The organism is Pseudomonas sp. LJDD11, assembly GCF_024584215.1.
Lineage (GTDB): Bacteria > Pseudomonadota > Gammaproteobacteria > Pseudomonadales > Pseudomonadaceae > Aquipseudomonas.
This window is the reverse complement of sequence record NZ_JANJFL010000020.1, coordinates 90628-109552: the sequence shown is the minus strand read 5'-3', so window position 1 is coordinate 109552 and position 18925 is coordinate 90628. Positions and strand designations below refer to the sequence as shown.

At 62.3% G+C, this 18925-nt stretch carries 16 protein-coding genes; 7 read left to right on the top strand and 9 right to left on the bottom strand.

The features are described 5' to 3' along the window. Nucleotides 1-20: 20 nt before the first annotated feature. The gene (hemB, locus tag NRB16_RS20850) at nucleotides 21-1031 is read right to left on the bottom strand and encodes a porphobilinogen synthase (protein WP_045484813.1); all 1011 of its coding nucleotides are present in this window, start codon (nucleotides 1029-1031) and stop codon (nucleotides 21-23) included. 232 nt (nucleotides 1032-1263) lie between these two features. On the opposite strand from hemB, the gene NRB16_RS20845 reads away from it, so the two are divergent. Both NRB16_RS20845 and elbB read left to right on the top strand, forming a co-directional pair. Beyond that, nucleotides 1264-1890, top strand: coding sequence for a DedA family protein (locus NRB16_RS20845; RefSeq protein WP_045484815.1), 627 nt, complete (start codon nucleotides 1264-1266; stop codon nucleotides 1888-1890). A gap of 151 nt (nucleotides 1891-2041) precedes the next feature. Next, nucleotides 2042-2716 carry an isoprenoid biosynthesis glyoxalase ElbB gene (gene elbB, locus NRB16_RS20840; RefSeq protein ID WP_045484817.1) on the top strand — a complete coding sequence of 225 codons (675 nt, stop codon included), beginning with the start codon at nucleotides 2042-2044 and terminating at the stop codon, nucleotides 2714-2716. 6 nt (nucleotides 2717-2722) lie between these two features. On the opposite strand, the gene NRB16_RS20835 is transcribed toward elbB, so the two are convergent. Continuing rightward, the gene (locus NRB16_RS20835) at nucleotides 2723-4612 is read right to left on the bottom strand and encodes a cytochrome c/FTR1 family iron permease (RefSeq protein ID WP_257106842.1); all 1890 of its coding nucleotides are present in this window, start codon (nucleotides 4610-4612) and stop codon (nucleotides 2723-2725) included. Nucleotides 4613-5014: 402 nt separating this feature from the next. Here NRB16_RS20835 and NRB16_RS20830 point away from each other — a divergent pair, with 402 nt between their 5' ends. From NRB16_RS20830 to NRB16_RS20815, 4 genes are read left to right on the top strand one after another with little or no spacing between them, the layout of a single operon-like run. Continuing rightward, nucleotides 5015-6415: a COG3014 family protein gene (locus NRB16_RS20830; protein ID WP_257106841.1), complete on the top strand. Its 1401-nt coding sequence runs from the start codon at nucleotides 5015-5017 to the stop codon at nucleotides 6413-6415. Between the two features lie 21 nt (nucleotides 6416-6436). Continuing rightward, a complete protein-coding gene (locus tag NRB16_RS20825) occupies nucleotides 6437-6808 on the top strand; it encodes a YcfL family protein (RefSeq protein ID WP_045484823.1) in 372 nt (123 codons plus the stop codon). A 50-nt stretch (nucleotides 6809-6858) separates the two neighbouring features. After that, nucleotides 6859-7449, top strand: a complete 591-nt coding sequence (lpoB, locus tag NRB16_RS20820) for a penicillin-binding protein activator LpoB (RefSeq protein WP_045484825.1) — start codon at nucleotides 6859-6861, stop codon at nucleotides 7447-7449. A gap of 3 nt (nucleotides 7450-7452) precedes the next feature. Beyond that, nucleotides 7453-8205: a hypothetical protein gene (locus NRB16_RS20815; RefSeq protein WP_045484827.1), complete on the top strand. Its 753-nt coding sequence runs from the start codon at nucleotides 7453-7455 to the stop codon at nucleotides 8203-8205. 488 nt (nucleotides 8206-8693) lie between these two features. On the opposite strand, the gene NRB16_RS20810 is transcribed toward NRB16_RS20815, so the two are convergent. From NRB16_RS20810 to NRB16_RS20800, 3 genes are all read right to left on the bottom strand, one after another. Then, nucleotides 8694-9326 carry a LysE family transporter gene (locus NRB16_RS20810; protein ID WP_045484829.1) on the bottom strand — a complete coding sequence of 211 codons (633 nt, stop codon included), beginning with the start codon at nucleotides 9324-9326 and terminating at the stop codon, nucleotides 8694-8696. A gap of 209 nt (nucleotides 9327-9535) precedes the next feature. Further along, nucleotides 9536-10987, bottom strand: a complete 1452-nt coding sequence (locus NRB16_RS20805; RefSeq protein WP_045484831.1) for a sulfatase-like hydrolase/transferase — start codon at nucleotides 10985-10987, stop codon at nucleotides 9536-9538. Then, nucleotides 10987-13185 carry a TonB-dependent receptor gene (locus NRB16_RS20800; protein WP_257106840.1) on the bottom strand — a complete coding sequence of 733 codons (2199 nt, stop codon included), beginning with the start codon at nucleotides 13183-13185 and terminating at the stop codon, nucleotides 10987-10989. Before NRB16_RS20800 ends, NRB16_RS20805 begins: the two co-directional genes overlap by 1 nt. A 203-nt stretch (nucleotides 13186-13388) precedes the next feature. Between NRB16_RS20800 and NRB16_RS20795 the strand changes: the two genes are divergently transcribed. Continuing rightward, nucleotides 13389-14336 carry a LysR family transcriptional regulator gene (locus NRB16_RS20795; protein WP_257106839.1) on the top strand — a complete coding sequence of 316 codons (948 nt, stop codon included), beginning with the start codon at nucleotides 13389-13391 and terminating at the stop codon, nucleotides 14334-14336. Here NRB16_RS20795 and NRB16_RS20790 read toward each other — a convergent pair. The 4 genes from NRB16_RS20790 to NRB16_RS20775 all read right to left on the bottom strand — a co-directional run bounded on the left by NRB16_RS20790 (nucleotide 14306) and on the right by NRB16_RS20775 (nucleotide 18886). Then, nucleotides 14306-15370 (bottom strand): ABC transporter substrate-binding protein, encoded by a 1065-nt coding sequence (locus NRB16_RS20790; RefSeq protein ID WP_257106838.1) that lies wholly within the window; start codon nucleotides 15368-15370, stop codon nucleotides 14306-14308. The genes NRB16_RS20795 and NRB16_RS20790 overlap by 31 nt on opposite strands. Further along, on the bottom strand, nucleotides 15367-16248 hold the full coding sequence (locus NRB16_RS20785; RefSeq protein ID WP_257106837.1) for a TauD/TfdA family dioxygenase: 882 nt from the start codon (nucleotides 16246-16248) through the stop codon (nucleotides 15367-15369). The genes NRB16_RS20790 and NRB16_RS20785 overlap by 4 nt, the downstream gene beginning before the upstream one ends. A 119-nt stretch (nucleotides 16249-16367) precedes the next feature. Continuing rightward, nucleotides 16368-16961, bottom strand: a complete 594-nt coding sequence (locus NRB16_RS20780) for a mechanosensitive ion channel family protein (protein WP_253139917.1) — start codon at nucleotides 16959-16961, stop codon at nucleotides 16368-16370. Nucleotides 16962-16975: 14 nt separating this feature from the next. Further along, nucleotides 16976-18886, bottom strand: coding sequence for an ATP-binding cassette domain-containing protein (locus tag NRB16_RS20775; protein WP_257106835.1), 1911 nt, complete (start codon nucleotides 18884-18886; stop codon nucleotides 16976-16978). Between the last annotated feature and the right edge of the window lie 39 nt (nucleotides 18887-18925).

The following is an 18925-nucleotide window of genomic DNA, read 5'->3' as shown; positions in this document are numbered from 1 at the left end:
GAACGTTCCTGTGAGGGAGGCTATTGCCCTTTTAAAAGTTGAGCGGCACGCACGGCAAAGTAAGTCAGGATACCGTCGGCACCGGCACGTTTAAACGCGGTGAGCGATTCGAGAATCACGCCCTCGCTCAGCCAGCCATTCTGGATCGCAGCCATGTGCATCGCGTATTCGCCGCTGACCTGATAAACAAAAGTCGGAACCTTGAACTCGTCCTTGACCCGGTAAAGGATGTCCAGATACGGCATGCCCGGTTTGACCATCACCATGTCGGCACCTTCCGCCAGATCGGCAGCCACTTCATGCAGCGCCTCATGGCTGTTGGCCGGGTCCATCTGGTAAGAGGCCTTATTGGCCTTGCCCAGATTGGATGCCGAACCGACCGCATCGCGGAACGGACCATAATAGGCACTGGCGTACTTGGCCGAGTAAGCCATGATCCGCACATTGACATGCCCGGCCAGCTCCAGCGCTTCACGGATTGCCTGGATCCGGCCATCCATCATGTCGGACGGGGCAACCACCTGAGCGCCGGCAGCGGCATGCGACAGCGCCTGTTTCACCAGTGCATCAACGGTAATGTCGTTCTGCACATAGCCCTCGTCATCGAGGATGCCGTCCTGACCATGGGTGGTGAAAGGATCCAGTGCCACATCGGTGATGACGCCCAACTCCGGAAACCGGTCACGCAGGGCGCGGGTGGCGCGCTGGGCGATACCGTCGGGGTTCCACGCCTCGGCAGCGTCGAGGGACTTTTTCTCGGCCGGGGTAACCGGAAACAGAGCCAGCGCAGGAATACCCAGCTCCACCCAGTGTTCGGCTTGCTTGAGCAGCAGGTCAATCGACAACCGCTCGACACCCGGCATCGAAGCCACTGACTCACGACGGTTTTCACCGTCGAGGACAAACACCGGAAGAATCAGGTCGTCGACGGTCAGGACGTTTTCACGTACCAGCCGTCGGGAAAAATCGTCGCGCCGGTTACGACGCAGGCGAGTGAGGGGGAACAGGCGGTTTGCGGGGGTAAAACTCACGGCAATACTCCTGAGCCCGCATACGCGGGCAAGCGCGACAGTTATAAGCCGCCATTATGACCAAAGTGTGACAATTTAAGTGCAGTCTGCGACCCGAGGCCGCAGCAGAGCCTCTGGCGCGATTTTCAGCGCTGTGGTTGTAACATTCTTTAACGCTGCGACGCACATGGGTGCTTTCCAGTTTCTCCTGCGCGAGTTAGGCTGCGGTCCTCATTTCGCCAGCATCCAGACAATGCTCCAGAATTTTCTAAACGACTTCGGCTATCTGGCCCTGTTCATCGGCACCTTCTTTGAAGGCGAGACCATTCTGGTGCTTGCCGGATTCCTGGCGTTCCGTGGATACATGGACCTTAACATGGTCATGCTGGTCGCGTTTTGCGGCAGCTATGCAGGCGACCAGCTCTGGTACTTCATGGGGCGCCGGCACGGCCGCAAGCTGCTGGCCCGCAAACCGCGCTGGCAGGCGATGGGCGACCGGGCGTTGCGCCTGGTGCGCAAGCACCCCGACCTCTGGGTGCTGAGCTTCCGCTTCGTCTACGGCCTGCGCACCGTGATGCCGGTGGCCATCGGCCTGTCCGGCTATCCGCCGGCGCGCTACCTGATCCTCAACGGCATCGGGGCAGCAGTCTGGGCCGTGGCCCTGGCCTCGGCGTCCTACCACTTCGGCTCGGTCATGGAAGGCCTGCTGGGCAATATCAAGAAGTACGAGCTGTGGGTCCTCGGCGGTCTGCTGGTGATCGGTCTGGCACTCTGGGCGCGCCGCCGCTTCAAGAGCGCCCGCCTGGCCCGGGAAGAGAAACTCGCTGCCGTCTCCGCCAGCGAAGCGCCTCTGGATCCGGCCGACAAGAAAGCCGACTGACCCCGCACCCGGTCCGGGCACCCAGTGCCCGGACTGCATTGAACATCCCGCTCCTGCTACGATCCGATCTTTTGCATGCCCGCTGATTTTCAGCGCGGCAGGCACAGGCATACCCGGCGCCCGACCGGGTTCATGATGGAGAGTGTTCGACATGCACAAAAAAGTAGCCGTTATCCTGTCTGGCTGCGGCGTCTACGATGGCGCTGAGATCCATGAAAGCGTCCTGACCCTGCTGCGCCTGGATCAACGCGGCGTGCAGGTACAATGCTTCGCACCGGATATCGCGCAACTGCATGTCATCAACCACCTCACCGGTGAAGTCAGCGCAGAGTCGCGCAACGTACTGGTGGAGTCGGCACGCATCGCCCGCGGCGCCGTCCAGGACGTCCGCGAAGCCCGTGCCGAAGACTTTGACGCGATCATCGTGCCTGGCGGCTTCGGCTCGGCCAAGAACCTCTCGAACCTGGCCAGCGAAGGGGCCGCCTGCCAAGTGCAGGAAGACGTGCTGGCACTGCTCAAGGCCTTTGTCGAGGCAGGCAAGCCGGTCGGGCTGATCTGCATCACCCCCGCACTGGCCGCGAAAATCTACGGCCCGGGCGTCATCAGCACCATCGGCAACGACCCGGACACCGCCGCAGCGATCATCCAGATGGGCGGCGTGCACCAGGACAGCCATGTCGAGGACATCGTCGAAGACGCCGAGCGCAAACTGGTCAGCACCCCGGCCTACATGCTCGCCCGCAGCATCAGCGAGGCCGCTGCGGGGATCAACAAGCTGGTTGACCGGGTCATTGAGCTGACCCATGAGGACGATGCGGCCCGATAGCCGCGATCAGCCTGCGGCGCGGCGCTCCTGCAAACGGCTACGCCCGTACAGCAAGGCAATCGCCAGCAACGCCACTGCCTGAGCGCTCAGCGACCAGGCATCGGCATGCACACCCAGCCAGTCGAACTCGAAGAAGCTCACCGGATGGGTGCCGAAGATGCCGGCTTCCTGCAGCGCTTTGACACCATGTCCGGCGAACACCACCGACAGTGCGCACAGCAATGCAGCATTGATTGAGAAGAACAGCGCCAGCGGCAGTTTCGCCGAGCCGCGCAGGATGATCCAGGCCAGCCCCAGCAACAGCACCAGCGCGGTTCCCGCCCCCGCCAGGACGGCGTTATGCCCGGCGGGACCGGCCTGCAGCCACAGGGTCTCGTAGAACAGGATGACCTCGAACAACTCGCGATACACCGAGAAGAATGCCAGCACAGCAAAGCCGAAACGGCCGCCACCACTGACCAGGCTGCTCTTCACATAATCCTGCCAGGCAGCGGCGTGGCGACGATCATGCATCCAGACCCCGAGCCACAGCACCATGACACTGGCAAACAATGCCGTGGCGCCTTCGAGCAGTTCACGCTGGGCACCGCTGACATCAATCACATAAGCCGCCAGCGCCCAGGTCGCCAGCCCCGCCAGCAATGCCAGGCCCCAACCAACATTGACGCTGCGCACCGCCGATTCCTGACCCGTGTTGCGCAAGAACGCCAGGATCGCCGCCAGCACCAGAATCGCTTCCAGCCCTTCACGCAACAGAATCAGCAGGCCGGAGATGTAGCTCAGGGACACGCTCAGGCCATCACCGCCCAACGCCTCGGCAGACGCCTTGAGCTTGACCTTGGCCAGGTCCAGACGCTGAGCCACCTGTTCCTGAGGCAGGTTGTCCTGCACCGCTTGACGATACGCCATCAACGACTTTTCGGTGTCCTTGCGCAGCGCGGTGTCGACGTTGTCCAACGAGCTTTCGACCAGTTCGAAACCTTCCAGATAGGCGGCAACCGACAGGTCATAGGCCTGGTCGCGGTCACCTGCCGCATAGGCGGCCAGGCTCTTGTCCAGGGTGCTGCGGGTGTAGTCGAGCAACTGCGCGGGCCCCCGCTGGGCCTGTGGCGGCTTGGCGCGCTGGGCCCGGAAGGCGGCGGCCGCTTGCGGCCCCTCAGCAGCCTCGACTTCTGCCGGAGTCAGGCGCGCCAGATCGGCCAGCTGCCAGGTCTTGTCCGAGCTGGCCCCAGGCTGGGCGGTAAAGCCTGCGATATAAACCGCCAGGTCCCAACGCTGACGCTCATCAAGCAGTTCACCGAAGGCCGGCATGTCGGTGCCCGCCACGCCAAGCCCGAGGGTGTTGTAGATGCCGTACAGGCTTAACCGATCGAGGCGTGCGGCATCGCGCAGATTGGCCGGTGGCGGCTCCAGGCCGATACCTGCCGGCCCGTCGCCGGCGCCGCTGGCGCCATGGCACACCGAGCAGACCTGCGCATACAGCGGTGCGCCACGGGCCGGGTCCGGGGTAATCAACGGCGCCTGGCTGACCTCGTACGCGGCGGCCAGGCTGGCGCCCAACTGGCGGGCCTGACGGGCCACGGCGCTGCCCTCATCGCGGCGCTGCACCGCGCTCAACAATTGCTCAACACCGTGCTCCAGGCTGTCGCGCCCGGCCCGCTGTGGCAAACCGACCACCAGGCCCTGTAACGCACCGAGGAATTCGACCTGCTCGCGGTACTCGCCATCATCAATGACCTTGCCGTCGGCCACCGTCGCCGGGTAGTCGGCAGCAATGTAGTCGAGCAAGTGCAGCGCCTGGACGGCACCTTCGACAGGCTCGGCCAACAGCACAGAGCTGCACAGCAGCAGTACAGGCATGAGCAGCCAGCTCAAAACACGGGCAAGGGAAGGCATGAAACGATTCTCAACAGACCACAAAGCCGTGCATTGTTCCCTCACACCATCACAGGCTCAATACTCAAAGCGGAAATTTGTGACAAAAAATTACATTTTATTTTAGAAAGTAACACCTGCCTGACCTATCGCTGCAGCATCACCCTTCCACAGCCGATTGGCGCGACAAAGAGGCGCGCAAGTTGGCAATTTGCGTGACCCATTGCGCATGTGTGCTGGAACAACGGCAAATATCCGTTGTCATCGCCGCCTTCGGCCTTATAATTTCGCGCCCTCCGCACATACCGGGACATACTTTTCCCACCGGATGGACTCATTCAGGCAGCCCGCAGCGCCTGGCCATTGGACTGGCATAGCGGGTTATCCCTGAGACCCGAACAGACTTCAGGGAATGGAACGCACATGTCTTCTCGTGCCTTGACCGCGCTCACGCTGGTCGCTGCCGTACAACTGGCCGGCTGCTCCGCCTTTCGCAGCTACGACAACGAGCTCAAGGAAACCAACCAGCACATGACCTCCGGCAACATTGTCGGGGCGTTGGCCACGCTGGAAAAAAACAATACCAGTGCCGACAAGGACCTCCTCTACTACTTCGAGAAGGGCGAACTGCTGCGTGCCAGCGGTGACCTGGACGGCAGCCAGGCCGCCTGGCGCTCGGCCGACAAAGTCATTTACACCTGGGAAGAGTCGGTCAAGCTCGATACCGACAAGTACCTGGCCCAGTTCGGCAGCTTCCTGGTCAACGACAAGGTGCGTCGCTACGAAGGCTACGACTACGAAAAAGTCATGCTGACCACCCAGATGGCCTTGAACCTGCTGGCGCGCAACGACTTCGACGGCGCCCGGACCGAAATCAAAAAGACCCATGAACGCGAAGCGGTCATTGCCGATCTGCGTGACAAGGAATACCTCAAGAGCGAGCAGGAAGCTCAGGAGAAAGGCGTCAAGACCCAGTTCAAAGACCTGCAAGGCTACCCGGTGGCCTCGCTGGATGCGCCCGAAGTGGTCGGCCTGAAAAACAGCTATCAGAGTGCTTTCAGTCACTATCTGTCTGGCTTCGTGTATGAAGCGCTGGGCGAGAAGGGTCTGGCCGCGCCGGGTTATCGCAAGGCGGTAGAGCTGCGTCCCAATACGCCGCTGCTTGAAGACGCACTCAAAAAACTCGATGGCGACGCCAGCAAAAGCGGCGAAAGCGAAGTGCTGCTGGTGATCCAGAGCGGCTTTGCGCCGGCCCGTGACTCGGTGCGCATTCCATTGCCACTGCCAATCAGCGGTAACCTGGTCATCACCCCGCTGTCGTTCCCGGTGATCCGCGCCGACACCAGCACCGCCTCGTTCAATCAGGTGACCCTGGACGGTAAAGCCGTCAACCTGACCCTGCTCAACAGCACCACTGACATGTCGCGTCGTGCACTGCGCGATGACATGCCCGGCATCATCCTGCGCACCACCGTGCGCGCCATTACCCGAGGCGTGGCGCAGAAGCAGCTCAACGACGTCAACCCGCTGGCCGGCCTGGCCGTCGGGATCGCTTCGGCGGTCACCGAAGGTGCTGACACCCGCACCTGGCGCACCTTGCCTGACCGCACCCTGGTTGCCCGCATTCGCCTGCCACAGGGTCAGCACTTGGTAAGCCTGCCCAACACCCTGGGTAGCTCGCAGGTGCAATTCAAGGTTGATAAGCCCTACCAGGTCGTGTCCGTACGCGCGCTGGGCAACCAGGTGTTCGCCGACGGCCAGATGGCCCAGGTCATTCCGACCGGTGTGCCCCAAGCGATTGCCACTTCTGCAACTGCCAAATGACCCTTTGACGGAGATTCTGTAATGCGTATCAAGATTCTCGGCGCCCTGGCCCTGGCCCTGCTCGCCGGCTGTGCCACCCCGCCGCCACCGGCTCCCGGCAGCGCAGCCAGCAAGATCGTGCAGATGGGCGATTTCAAGAACATCGAAGTCGGCGCCATTCGGGTCGCCCGCGAGAACGGTTTCCTGACCGTCAAGGCCCAGCTGAGCAACACCAGCAGCCGTAACAAGACCCTGTACTACCGCTTCGCCTGGCTGGGCAACGACGGTTTCCCGGTGGCCGATGAAGAAACCTGGAAAACCCTGCCCCTGTATGGCTCGCAGAGCACCGTGCTGTCAGGTATCGCGCCGGTCCCCAAGGCCACCGACTTCCGGATTGAAGTCAATACGCCCTGAGTGCAGCGTTGATCCGTTTTCCTTTTTGCCAAGTTAAAGAGAACCCCTGTATGTCCTTTATCCGTCTTTGCTCCATCGCTGCCGTCGCTGTACTGGCCACCGGTTGCGCCAACAACTCGCCGACCCTGGGCAGCAAGAACATCAGCTACGGCGACACCAAGGCCGTGGAAACCGTGACCAACGAGTTCGGCTCCACCGACCTGCAGATGATCGCCGAGAGCATGACCCGCTCGCTGGCCCAGTCCGGCATCCTGCAAGGCCGTCCAGTGGTTCAGGTCTACGACGTGAAGAACAAGACCAGCGAGTACATCGATACCCGCGAAATCACCACCTCGATCAAGACCCAGCTGATGAAGAGCGGCACCGCCCGTTTCGCCAGCGACAATACCCAGATGCAAAGCCAGGTCGACCAGCTCAAGCTGCAAAACCAGAGCGGTCTGTACAAGAACTCCACCGTCGCCAAGACCGGCAACATGATCGCTGCCAAATACCGCCTGGAAGGCGCTATCAGCTCGATCGTCAAGCGCAGCAGCGACTACAAGGACGTCTACTACAAATTCAGCCTGCAACTGATCGACGTTGAAAGCGGTCTGGCCGAGTGGATGGACGAGAAAGAAATCCGCAAGACCACGGAGCGCTAAGCAATGCGTGCATGGATCGGCATCATCGGCCTGCTGTGCGCCTTCGGCGTGCAGGCCGCCCCCAAGGTGGCCGTAGCAGACATGGCGTTCCAGCAGCGTGTCGAGCAGTACATCCGTATTGTCTCGGCCCGCGCCAGCGAAAGCGCCCATGCCAATGCCTACAGCGCAGGCTATCAGGGCTCGGCCAGCTACGACTCCTATGAGTCGCGCAACAGCTACATCGAGCAGGGCGAGCTGCGCAAGTTCAGCGGCGACATCAAGGGCGAGATTCTCAAGTCCGGCATGTTCCAGCTGGTTCAGGGCACGCCCTACACCTCCAGCTCCAAGGAGGATGTCTACGACGTGATCCGCCGGATCAAGAATGGCAGCTTCAAGGGTGCTGACTACGTGTTGTTCGGTACGGTGTCGGATATCGACTTCCGCGAAGACATCAACGAGCTGGCCCATACCGATAGCTATTCGGCGGTCATGGGCATCACCCTGGTAGCCGACTTCAGCCTGATCAACACCCGTACCTTCGAGATCACCTCGGCGTTCACGGCGATGGGCGAAGGCCAGGACACCAAGCTGGTCAACAGCCGTGACATCAAGGTCTCGCTCAACCGCGGCCGGGTGGTGCGTGAAGTGTCCAAGTCGATCGGCGTGGATGTCAGCCGCCAGTTGCGCGAGCAACTGCGTGGCGAGGTGGAATGGGTTGAACAACCCGTGCAGCACAACAACCTGCCCCGCGACGAGGCCCCGCGCATCCTGCGTTGAGTCTTGGCTTGCGAGCCGTGCCGACTTGACTGATCGGTACGGCCTGCTCGCGACGCTCTTTCGAGTGATGGAAAATCCCTAATCGAGTTGTCTGAGCCGCAGGTTTCGCCCTGCTGGGCGACCCGATTTTGTCTTGGCAAAACCGGGGAAAACCGCTTGCTCCTGGTTTGGGTCCGCCCTGCGGGCAGACTTCCCTCCGTCCGGCGCCGATTCGGGGGCCGGCGCGATGGGCATCCCTGCCCAGCGCACCTGAAACTGGCTTCCCTGCCAGTTTCTCCCCCGAATCGACGCCTACCCTCGGCCTGCACCCAAGTCGCGTTCGGCGTCGTCTGTACCATCTCGGCTCAAAGATCAAAAGCAACGGCAACGGCAACGGCAACTGATGAGCCAACTCTCTTGACTGATCGGTATTACCCCGTAGGAGCTGCTTCAGCAGCGAATCCCGTTCGCGGCTGAAGCAGCTCCTACGGCGGGCAAGCCAGCGGGTGTCAGGCGGTGCCGCGATGCAGAGTCGCAAGAAAGCCCGCAGCACCGACGAACAGGCTGGCAAAGGTGCGGTTCAGGCGCTTTTGCTGACGTGGGGTCTTGAGCGCGCGCAAGACGCGAGAGGCCAGCCCGGTGTAGCCGGCCATCACGGTCAGGTCCACCGCCACCATGGTCAGGGTGATAATCACGTATTGCGCCAGTAACGGCGCGCTCGGGTCGATGAACTGCGGCAGGATCGCCAGCATGAACACCAGCGACTTGGGGTTGCTCATGTTCACCAGAAAGCCACGCAGCACCAGGCTCAGCGGCTTGCCGATCGGGCGCATGGCCGGGTCTTCGCTCAGCTCAGTAGGCTGCGCACGCCATTGCTTGACGCCCAGGTAGATCAGGTACAACACACCGAACCATTTGATCACCGAGAACGCCAGGTCCGAGGTCGCCAGTACCGCACCGAGCCCCGCCGCAACGATGCCGATCTGCGCCACCAGTGCCAGTTGCAGGCCCAGAGCGTTCCAGTAGCCACGCCAGAAGCCGTATTGCAGGCCGCAGGACATCGAGGCGATCGCCCCGGCACCCGGTGACAGACTGATTACCCAGCACGCGGCAAAAAATGCCAGCCATGTTTCAAACGCCATCGCACACCTCGAATTGATTCAGCTATGCGTTACGGTATGCGTTATCTCCAAATGTGACCAGATGGGCACGTCTAAAAACTACCTACGTTGCCATCGCTGCGTTGAAAACCGGCTCAAAATGCTCATTTACAACTTGTAAACTGCGCTTTTTCGCCGGTTTTCGCCTTGCGCTGGCTGCCTCGCCTACGTTTTTTGAGATACCCAGATGTTTATCGAGGCATGGCCGGTCGGGGCAAATCCACCGCCGGAAAACGCTCCCAACTGCGGCGATCAATCACATCGGCGCTGTCCAGCAACCAGCGCAGCACCCGCTGGGTCAGGTGCTGCTCGACCGCAGCATGCTCGGTGCGCCCGGCCAGGTTGTGCTGCTCATGAGGGTCGCTGGAACGGTGATACAGCTCGGCGGGTTCGTACAGGCGCCAGATGTAGGTCCATTCACGGTTGCGCAGGGCGACGACCTTGCCCACCAGGTCAGTGCGTTCGTGTTGCAACTGGCTCTTGATGTCGTAAGGAAACGGCCCGCGCTCCAGCAGGTCGGCTTCTTCGAGGCGAAAGCCGCCCTCGCTGAACGCTTCGTCGCGATGCTGCGCCGTCGGGTCATACAGGCAGGCGGTGAAGCTGCGGCCGAAATGCGCATGCTCCACAGGCGCGTCGGCCAGCTCCAGCAAGGTCGGGAATACGTCGATCAGCTCTACCAGCGCATCACTGTGCCCGCCACCGGCCAGCCCCGGCCCGGAGACAATCAACGGGGTACGCACCAGACACTCATCGACGCCGGCCGGCCATTTTTCCAGCAGGCCGAAGTCGCCCAGGTATTCGCCATGGTCGGCAAAGAAGGTGACGTAGGTGTTGCCTGCACTGCCATTGGCTTGCAGGCCGTCGAGCAAGCGCCCGACCTGGCTGTCCAGCCGCGAGATCATGCCGTAATACACCGCGCGGATCTCGCGCCACTGCTCATCGCTCAACCGGTCCCAGCCATGCCGGCGAGCCAGTTCGCGGTAGTAACCGGCGCGTGGTCCCGTGAATTCACGCGGTGCCTGCACATCCGCACGCGGGTACATCGAGAACCAGGGTTGCTCGACGGCAAACGGCGGATGCGGGAACACCAGCGGGATGTAAAGCACCCAGGGTTTGTCCGGCGGCTGCCTGAGCCATTGTTCAGCGGTGCTGATGGTCGCCTCGTCAAAGTCGACCACGCCCTCGGCGCGCTCGCCGCGATAGTGCGCACGCGCCATCAGGTCGTCGGCCTGACCATGATTACGGCCGATGAAGTCCGCGAGGGTCGTGAGCGCCGGGTCGGCAAACCCGTGCTCATCCAGCGCCAGCTCGGCGGCACCGGCGGCGAAGGTATCGCCTCGGGCACCGGCATGGACCACGTGATAACCGTTGTCTTTGAAGCAGCGCAGAAAGTTGGGCTGCTGCGGGTCGAGCAGGTATTGCAAAAAGCGATGGCCATTCACGTGCGGGTAACGCCCGGACAGAAATGACACCCGCGACGGCGAGCACACACTGTGCTGGGTAAACGCCTCGCCAAAGCGCACCCCGCCCGCCGCCAGACGCTCCAGATGCGGCGTGCGCACCGGGCTGGCGGGGTTGAAGCCGGGCAGGCAATCGACCCGCAACTGGTCGGCAACGATCACCACGAAATTGGGCCGACTCATCAGAAGTCCTTGCGCAATTGCACGCCGAAATAGCGCTGGTCATCACGCGGCACCATGCGATTGATGCCGTTGGTGCTGGACATCAGCAGCGGTGCATAGGAGCGGTCGGTGAGGTTGCGCGCCAGCAACGCGACCCGCCAGCCTTCGCTGTAATCGGCCAGGGCCACACTGGCATTCCAGATACCGTAGGCGCCCTGTTTGGTGTCGACGTTCTGGTCGAGGCTGTACTGCACTTCGCTCTGCCAGCTGTAATCGGTGCTCAGCTCGATATCCAGGCCGTTTTCCAACGGAATGCTGTAGTCGGCGCGCACGTAGCTTTTCCAGTCCGGGGAAAACGGCAGCGGCTTGCCATTGATGTTGCAACTGGCGGCCGCGCCCGGTGGGCATTGAAAATCCTCGACCCGTGCGCGGGTGTAGGCCAGCGCGGCACTGAGTTTGAGTTGCCGGGTGGCCTGCAGGCTCAGGTCCAGCTCGGCACCTTCGCTGCGCACGGAACCTGCGTTGATCAGGCGGGTCACCGGCGAGCCGCCGACCTGATCGAAGAAGTTGGCCTGATAGTTGTCGTAATCGCTACGGAACAGCGCCAGGTTGGCGGTCAGTCGCTGGTCCAGCGCCGTGCTTTTGAGACCGACTTCCCAACTGTTGGAGGTTTCCGGGTCCAGTGCCTGAGTGTCCAGCTCATACATCTGGAAATACACGTTGTACGCCGGGCCTTTGTAGCCCCGCGAATAGGTCACGTAGCCGGTCAGGTGGTCATTGAAGTCGTGTTGCAGGCCCAGCCGGCCCGACACCCCGGTATCGCTGTGCGAGCCGCTGGAGGCAAAGGACGGGCGCATCGAGCGCAGGGTCAGCGGCGAGCTCGAAACCCGCTGGTGATCGTATTCCAGTTCATCGCGGGTAAAGCGCAGGCCGACGATGCCGCGCCAGTCATCGGTGAAGTTCAGCGTGCTTTCACCGAACAGCGCATAGCTGTCGTTGGTGGCGCTGAACTTGCCACGCGCCGACTGGGCATCGCCGAGCGTTACCAGTTGGCGCTGATAAGCTTCTTTCGATTCGCCGTGATACAGGTAAGCGCCCACCACATACTCAAAAAACTGCCCGGTAGGGGACGCCAGCCGTACTTCCTGGCTGAACTGGTCGTAATCGACCTGGCCGGCATCGTGCAAGGCATCCACCGGCAGACCGGCCAGCCGGTCCTGATCCTGATACTGCTGGTTATCCCAGCCGCGCCAGGCGGTGATCGAGGTCAGGGTATGCCCGCCCAGGCGCCAGTCGGCCTGGGCCGACAGTCCTTTGTGGGTATCTTCGGCATAGGTGCGGTAGTCGTTTTCCACATCACGGTTGCTGGTGCCGGCCCGGTTCGGCGCAAAGGCGCTGGAAAACGCGGCGTTGGTTTTATACGGCACACCATTGGGGCTGGTGTTGCCTGATTCGCTGTAATCACCGATCAGGGTAATGCGCAGGTCTTCGTTGGGGTCGAACTGCAGCTTGCCGCGCAGGCCCTTGGTGTCGTAACCGTTGACCTTGTTGCCGTTGAAGGTGTTGCGCACATTGCCGTCGTAGTCGCCCCACAGGGTGCTGAGCGAGCCTTTGAGGTTGTCAGTCAGCGCGCCGCCGATGCCGAACCGCAGGCGCTGCTCGTTGCCCTTGCCGAAGAATGAGTAATCCGCGTAACCACGAGCCTGCTCCGGGATATCACGACTGACCACGTTGAGCACGCCAGCCGAAGCATTACGGCCGAATAGCGTGCCCTGCGGCCCGCGCAGCACCTCGACCCGCTCGACTTCCATCAAATCCAGGGTGGCCTGGCCTGGACGCCCATAGACCACACCGTCGATCACCGTCGAAACACTCGGCTCGACGCCCGGCGAGGTCGAGATCGTACCGACCCCGCGCACGAACAATGAGGTGTCCTTGCTCGATGCTGCGGTCCGAAAATTCAGGGTCGGCACCCGCTGGGCGATGCTGGCGACACCGTTGCGGTTCTCCCGCTCCAGTTGCTCGCCGTCGATCACCGACACGGCAACCGGTACTTTCTGCAGGCTCGCTTCACGGCGGGTGGCCGTAACGGTCACGGTCTTGAGCGCAGTGTCGGCCTGGGCCTCACGCGGCGGGCTGGAGACGTCAGCGTCGGCCTGGCAAACCAGCGGTAACAAACTCAGAGCAGCAAGGGGGAGTAACGAAAAGGGCGGTTTCATGGCGAAGGCTCGTGCAGTGCGTCGGCGAAACCTCCAGTGGTGGTGGTGGCGGAGCGTGTGGCCCGGACGCGGCTAAGGTTATTCGTTTTTGGTCTTTTGGCACTGACGGTTAGAACCGGATAATGCAGAGCCTTTGTAGCAATCGGCATCGGCAGCGGGAAATTCATTAATCGCATCACAGGCATGACTCAAAGGTCTGACCCATGGATTTACGCCAACTCCGGCATTTCCTGGCCTTGGCCAGGCACTTGAACTTCACCCGTGCCGCCGAAGCCGCCTGCATCACTCAATCGGCGTTCAGCCGCAGCATTCAGGGCCTGGAAAGCGAACTCGGCGGGCCATTGGTCGAGCGCGGCAGCCGTGGCGTGCTGCTGACCGCCAAGGGCGAAGCGCTGCGGGTGCGCGCCAGCCGCTTGCTCGATGAAGCCAGTAACCTGCGCGACGAGATGGCCGCCGAGCAACCGAGCGCCACCAGCAGCCGCCTCAGCTTTGGCGTCGGGCCGCTGGTCGCGGCGCGCCTGGTGCCTGAGGCGCTGGCCGTCTTCGTCGGGGATTTTGCGCATACCGCGCTGGACGTGCGGGTTGGCAAGCCTTCGGAACTGCTGGAGCTGCTCGATGAAGGCGAGATCAGCTTTCTGGTCGCCGATCTGCGGCACATGGACATTGGCACCCGCTATCTGGTCAAACCGCTGCGCTTTCGCCGCTTTGGTCTGGTCTGTCGCAGCGGCCACCCGTTGCTACAACAGGCAAAGCCCCATTTCCGGCAATTGATGGATTACCCACGAGTCAGCGCCATGCTGCCGCTGGAACTGCGCGGACTGCTGCAGGAACACTGGAGCGAGCGCGGGCCGGCACTGAATCTGGAGACCCAGCATAATGACCTGCTACCGACCCTGATGGCCGGTTCGGACAGCATCGGCGTATTGCAGCTCGAAGTCATTGACAGCCTGACCCGCAGCGGTGAATTCCAGCGCCTGCGCTGCTGCGACGAGCCCGCCCTGCTGCGTGATGGCGGCGCCTGCTTTGTGATTGTGCAACGCGCCGACCAGTTACTGAGCCCGCAAGCACGCAGCATGATCGAGACCCTGGAGCAGATCGACGAGCCGGCCCGCGCGCAGCCTCACGGCAACGCTTTGCCCTGTGCATCGTAAAGCGGCCAGGCTGATGCCCCATGGCGGCTGACCGCCTGCTCGACGAAACGCGGTTCCAGCCATTGTTCGACATCGAACGGCTTGCGAATCAGGCGCAGCTCGCTGGCCTGGCGCTGGCTCTCCTGCAGGCTTGAACTCAGGAACGGGTCCAGGCGCGGCGAGAAACGAAAACGCAGGTCCATGCCCTTGCTCTCTTCCCTGGCCAGGGCAACCGGGATGCCGCTGGCCTGCTCCTGCGCCACCAGGTACTGCTCGTAGCTGGCCGGGTCGATCAGGCTGGCGGAGTTGTCCACCAATGTGTCGACCAGCTTCTGCACGGCCTGCGGGTACTGATCAATGAACGCCTGGGTCGCCAGCAAGGTGCCTTGGGTGGTGGCCTGCAATGACAGGGTCTGGGTACTCAGGGCGATGCTCATGCCCCTGTCACGCAGGGTCAGCACGTTGTAGTTCGACCAGGTGGCATCAATCTGCCCGGCCAGCAGCGCCGAGGCTGCGGCGGTCCAGTCCAGGCTGATGACCTTCACATCCTGCTCACGCAATCCGGCACCCGCCAACAGCCGGCCGAACGACAGCTGGTCGGCGGTCCCACGGTACACCGCCACACGCTTGCCCTTGAGGTCTTCGACTTTGTGAATAGCCCCCTCAGGACGGCTGGCAAGGAACATGTTGGTGCCCCGCGAGCCCATCAGCACCCGGGTCTGCAAGCCGCTCGAGCGGCCGATGATTGCCGCCAGGTCACCCAGGCCGACCACGTCCAGTTGACCGTTGGCCAAGGCTTCGTTGATCGCCGGGCCCGCGCCCCGGAAGAAATGCCACTCGACCCGTGTACCGCTCTCGGCAAAAGCCTTTTCCAGTTGCTGCTGACGCTGAGCCACGCCCAGCGCACCGGGCGCATAAGGCTTGTTGCGGGTACTGAGGTCAGGCACCCCGATGCGGATGACCTGCGGGGCGGTTTCAGCCTGGGCGCTGCCGATCCCAAGCCAGACTGTCAGCGCCAGCAGTGTGGCACTCAAGGCTCGCGAGAATACAGTCATTGGGCGGTTTCCTTGTCAGGGTGAGCGGGTGTCGGGCGTTGTTCTTCCAGCACTGCAGCGCGGCGTACCCGGCGAATCGCCGGAAAGTAATCGGATACTGCCAGGTGCTGGGTGCTGCGATTATCCCAGATCGCCACATAACCGGCCTGCCAGCGCCAGCGCAACTGGAATGCCGGGTTTTCCAGATGCAGGAACAACAACTCCAGCAACGCTTTGGACTCGGCAGGTGTCAGGCCGACGATGTGTGCGGTAAAGGCCCGGTTGACGAACAGCGACGGCCGTCCCGACACCGGATGCCGACGCACCACCGGGTGACGGGTGGGGTCCGGCAGTTTAAGCAGGTTGTCGAGCAGACCGGGCTGTTCGAGCCGATTGACGTAGTCCAGCGCCGGGAACACGCTGTGCACCGCCTCCAGACCGTCGAGCAGCGCCCGCAGCGGCGCGGACAGCGCCTGATAGGCCGCCTCCGCGTCGACCCACAGGGTATCGCCACCGACCTCGGGAATCGTTTCGGCATGCAGCACACCGTACTTGAGCGGCCGCTCGGCGAAGGTTACGTCAGCATGCCAGGTGTCGTTGGCGCCCTTGCGGGTTTCGTCGTAGTTGAAGACCACCATTTCCTGGGTATCGGCGTGCGCCTGAAAGGTGGGATGTACATGCAACTCGCCCAGCCGCGCAGCGAAATCACGTTGCTGCAGGGCAGTCCATTGCTGCTCGGGGAAGAACAGCACCTTGTGCCGGACCAGCTCGGCCTCAAGCTGCGCCAGTTGCGCGTCATCCAGGTCATGCAACTGAATGCCGTCGATTCGCCCGCCCAGCAACGGGCCGAGGCGCACGGTCTCGGGAAAAAGATGACGCTGAGTCAGCGCAGACTGCATGGGTAGCCCTCTCGAAGCAGAAACAGAGGGCTACGACTCTAGGCAGGCACAGGCTTGAGCGACCAATGCTTTGCAGGTCTGGCCGCCATGCAGCGGCCGACTGACGTTTTACCAGGCTGTTACTTGCCTTCGCTGGCCGGCTTGTCGGCAAGGATCTGGGGAATCACATCAGTGCCGCGCCAGCGCCGCACGGCCTTCTGGAAGAACTGGCTGTTGGGCACCTGCACCAGCGCACCGCCCTGCTCGGGCAGCTCGATCAAGGTGGTGAACATCAGGTTGATGGCCGTGACCCGGCCTTTGACCCCGGGTTTGTCGAGCGTATCGACCAGTTCCACCACATCACCGATGCGAAACGGCCCGATGGTGAAGATCATCACCGCGCACAAGAGGTTCGACAGCACACTCCACATGGCAAAGAACGCCACCGCGGCCACCGCCACGAAGCCTGACAGGGCCGTCCACAACACCGTGGCCGAGACGCCCAGGCGGCCCAGCACGATGACGAAGGCGCTGCCCATGATGAACCAGCGCAAACCGCCACGCACCGGCATCAACAGCTCTGGTGGCAACGGGTAACGCTCGCCCAGGCGGGTCAGAAAACGTCCTACCACACGCTGGATCAGGTAACCCGCCAGCAGGATCAACAGCACTTGCACACCCAGCCAGATCGGTTCGATCCAGTGGGCCGCCAGTGTCACGCCTAATACGTCCATCAACCTTTGCACCTTTACGACAACGCTTCGAGCTCGGCCTGCATGGTTTCCAGCACCTCCAGTGCCTCCATCCAGCCCTCTTCGAGCTCACCCTCACGGGTTTTCAGCCTGGCCTGTTCAGACAACAGCTCACGCAGTTTGTCCTTGCTGGCGGCTTCGTAGATGGCGCTGTCAGCCAGACCGTGCTCGATTCTGGCGAGTTTTTCCTGCACCTCACCCAGTTCACGCTCAAGCTTTTCAGCCTGTTTCTTGTGCGGCGCCAGTTGCTGACGCAAGGCCGCGGCCTGCTGGCGCTGGGCCTTTTTGTCGGTCTTGTCGGCATTGACCGGGGTGTTGCTGACCGGCGCGTTGCGCTGACGATAGTCGGCCAGCCAGCGGGTGTAGTCGTCCAGGTCGCCATCAAACTCCTCGACCCGGCCGTCGGCCACCAGCATGAAGTTGTCGGTGGTGCTCTTGAGCAAATGCCGGTCGTGAGACACCACCAGCACCGCACCGCTGAACTCCTGCAAGGCCATGGTCAGCGCCAGGCGCATTTCCAGGTCAAGGTGGTTGGTCGGTTCGTCGAGCAGCAGCAGGTTGGGCTTTTCCCAGGCAATCAGGGCCAGGGCCAGGCGGGCCTTTTCGCCACCGGAGAAATTCACCACCGGTTCATCGAGGCGCGCGCCACGGAAGTCGAAACCGCCGAGGAAGTCGCGCAGGGTCTGCTCGCGTTCAGTGGGCGCCAGACGCTGCAGGTGCAACAAGGGGTTGGCTTTGGCGTCCAGCGAGTCGAGCTGATGCTGGGCAAAGTAGCCCACCGAGAGGTTTTCACCGCGTTGCAAGCGCCCGGCCAACGGTTGCAGCTCACCGGACAGGTTCTTGATCAGGGTCGACTTGCCTGCCCCGTTGGGGCCGAGCAGGCCGATGCGCGCGCCTGGGGTCAGTTGCAGCTTGACCTTCTCCAGGATGGTCTTGTCGCCATAACCCAGACGGGCATCAGACAGGTCCAGCAGCGGGCTGGAGATCTTCTCCGACTCGCGGAAAGTGAAGTTGAACGGTGAGTCGACGTGGGCCGCCGACAGCTCTTCCATGCGCTCCAGGGCCTTGATCCGGCTCTGCGCCTGGCGGGCCTTGGTGGCCTGGGCCTTGAAGCGGGCGATGTACTTTTCCATGTGCGCGCGCTGCGCCTGCTGCTTTTCGTAGGCCTGTTGCTGCTGGGCCAGACGCTCGGCACGGGCGCGCTCGAAGGCACTGTAGCCACCGCGGTAGAGAATGATCTTGCGCTGCTCGACATGCGCCACATGATCGACCACGGCATCGAGAAAGTCGCGGTCGTGGGAAATCAGCAACAGGGTGCCCGGATAACCCTTGAGCCAGTCTTCGAGCCAGAGGATCGCGTCGAGGTCTAGGTGGTTGGTCGGCTCGTCGAGTAACAGCAGGTCGGAAGGGCACATCAGCGCCTGGGCCAGGTTCAGGCGCATCCGCCAGCCACCGGAGAAACTGCCGACCTGACGCTCCATTTGCTCATTGCTGAAGCCAAGGCCGGCCAGCAGCTTGCGCGCCCGGGCATCGGCGGTGTAGCCATCGGCGCTGTCGAGTTCGGCGTGCAGGCGCGCCAGAGCGGTGCCATCGTGGGCCGTTTCAGCTTCAGCCAACTGACGCTGGACATCGCGCAAATGCACGTCGCCATCGAGCACATAGTCCACAGCCAGACGTTCGAGGGTATCGACTTCCTGGCGCATGTGCGCAATCCCCCAGTCGGCGGGCAGGCGGCAGTCACCGGAGTCCGGATGCAGCTCGCCGCGCAGCAACGCGAACAGGCTGGATTTGCCGGCGCCGTTGGCACCGATGAGGCCGGCTTTCTGGCCGGCGTGCAAGGTCAATTCAGCATCTTCTAGCAGACGCTGCGGACCACGCTGTAAGGTGAGGTTTTCAATTCGAATCATGATGGCGGCGGAGTCTACCAGCTTCGTCCCGGACAGGTG

Coding starts and splice junctions, on each gene's coding strand:
- NRB16_RS20845 (WP_045484815.1), top strand. CDS start 1,264: ATGCTCCAGAATTTTCTAAACGACTTCGGCTATCTGGCCCTGTTCATC.
- elbB (WP_045484817.1), top strand. CDS start 2,042: ATGCACAAAAAAGTAGCCGTTATCCTGTCTGGCTGCGGCGTCTACGAT.
- NRB16_RS20835 (WP_257106842.1), bottom strand. CDS start 4,612: ATGCCTTCCCTTGCCCGTGTTTTGAGCTGGCTGCTCATGCCTGTACTG.
- NRB16_RS20830 (WP_257106841.1), top strand. CDS start 5,015: ATGTCTTCTCGTGCCTTGACCGCGCTCACGCTGGTCGCTGCCGTACAA.
- NRB16_RS20825 (WP_045484823.1), top strand. CDS start 6,437: ATGCGTATCAAGATTCTCGGCGCCCTGGCCCTGGCCCTGCTCGCCGGC.
- lpoB (WP_045484825.1), top strand. CDS start 6,859: ATGTCCTTTATCCGTCTTTGCTCCATCGCTGCCGTCGCTGTACTGGCC.
- NRB16_RS20815 (WP_045484827.1), top strand. CDS start 7,453: ATGCGTGCATGGATCGGCATCATCGGCCTGCTGTGCGCCTTCGGCGTG.
- NRB16_RS20810 (WP_045484829.1), bottom strand. CDS start 9,326: ATGGCGTTTGAAACATGGCTGGCATTTTTTGCCGCGTGCTGGGTAATC.
- NRB16_RS20805 (WP_045484831.1), bottom strand. CDS start 10,987: ATGAGTCGGCCCAATTTCGTGGTGATCGTTGCCGACCAGTTGCGGGTC.
- NRB16_RS20800 (WP_257106840.1), bottom strand. CDS start 13,185: ATGAAACCGCCCTTTTCGTTACTCCCCCTTGCTGCTCTGAGTTTGTTA.
- NRB16_RS20795 (WP_257106839.1), top strand. CDS start 13,389: ATGGATTTACGCCAACTCCGGCATTTCCTGGCCTTGGCCAGGCACTTG.
- NRB16_RS20790 (WP_257106838.1), bottom strand. CDS start 15,370: ATGACTGTATTCTCGCGAGCCTTGAGTGCCACACTGCTGGCGCTGACA.
- NRB16_RS20785 (WP_257106837.1), bottom strand. CDS start 16,248: ATGCAGTCTGCGCTGACTCAGCGTCATCTTTTTCCCGAGACCGTGCGC.
- NRB16_RS20780 (WP_253139917.1), bottom strand. CDS start 16,961: ATGGACGTATTAGGCGTGACACTGGCGGCCCACTGGATCGAACCGATC.
- NRB16_RS20775 (WP_257106835.1), bottom strand. CDS start 18,886: ATGATTCGAATTGAAAACCTCACCTTACAGCGTGGTCCGCAGCGTCTG.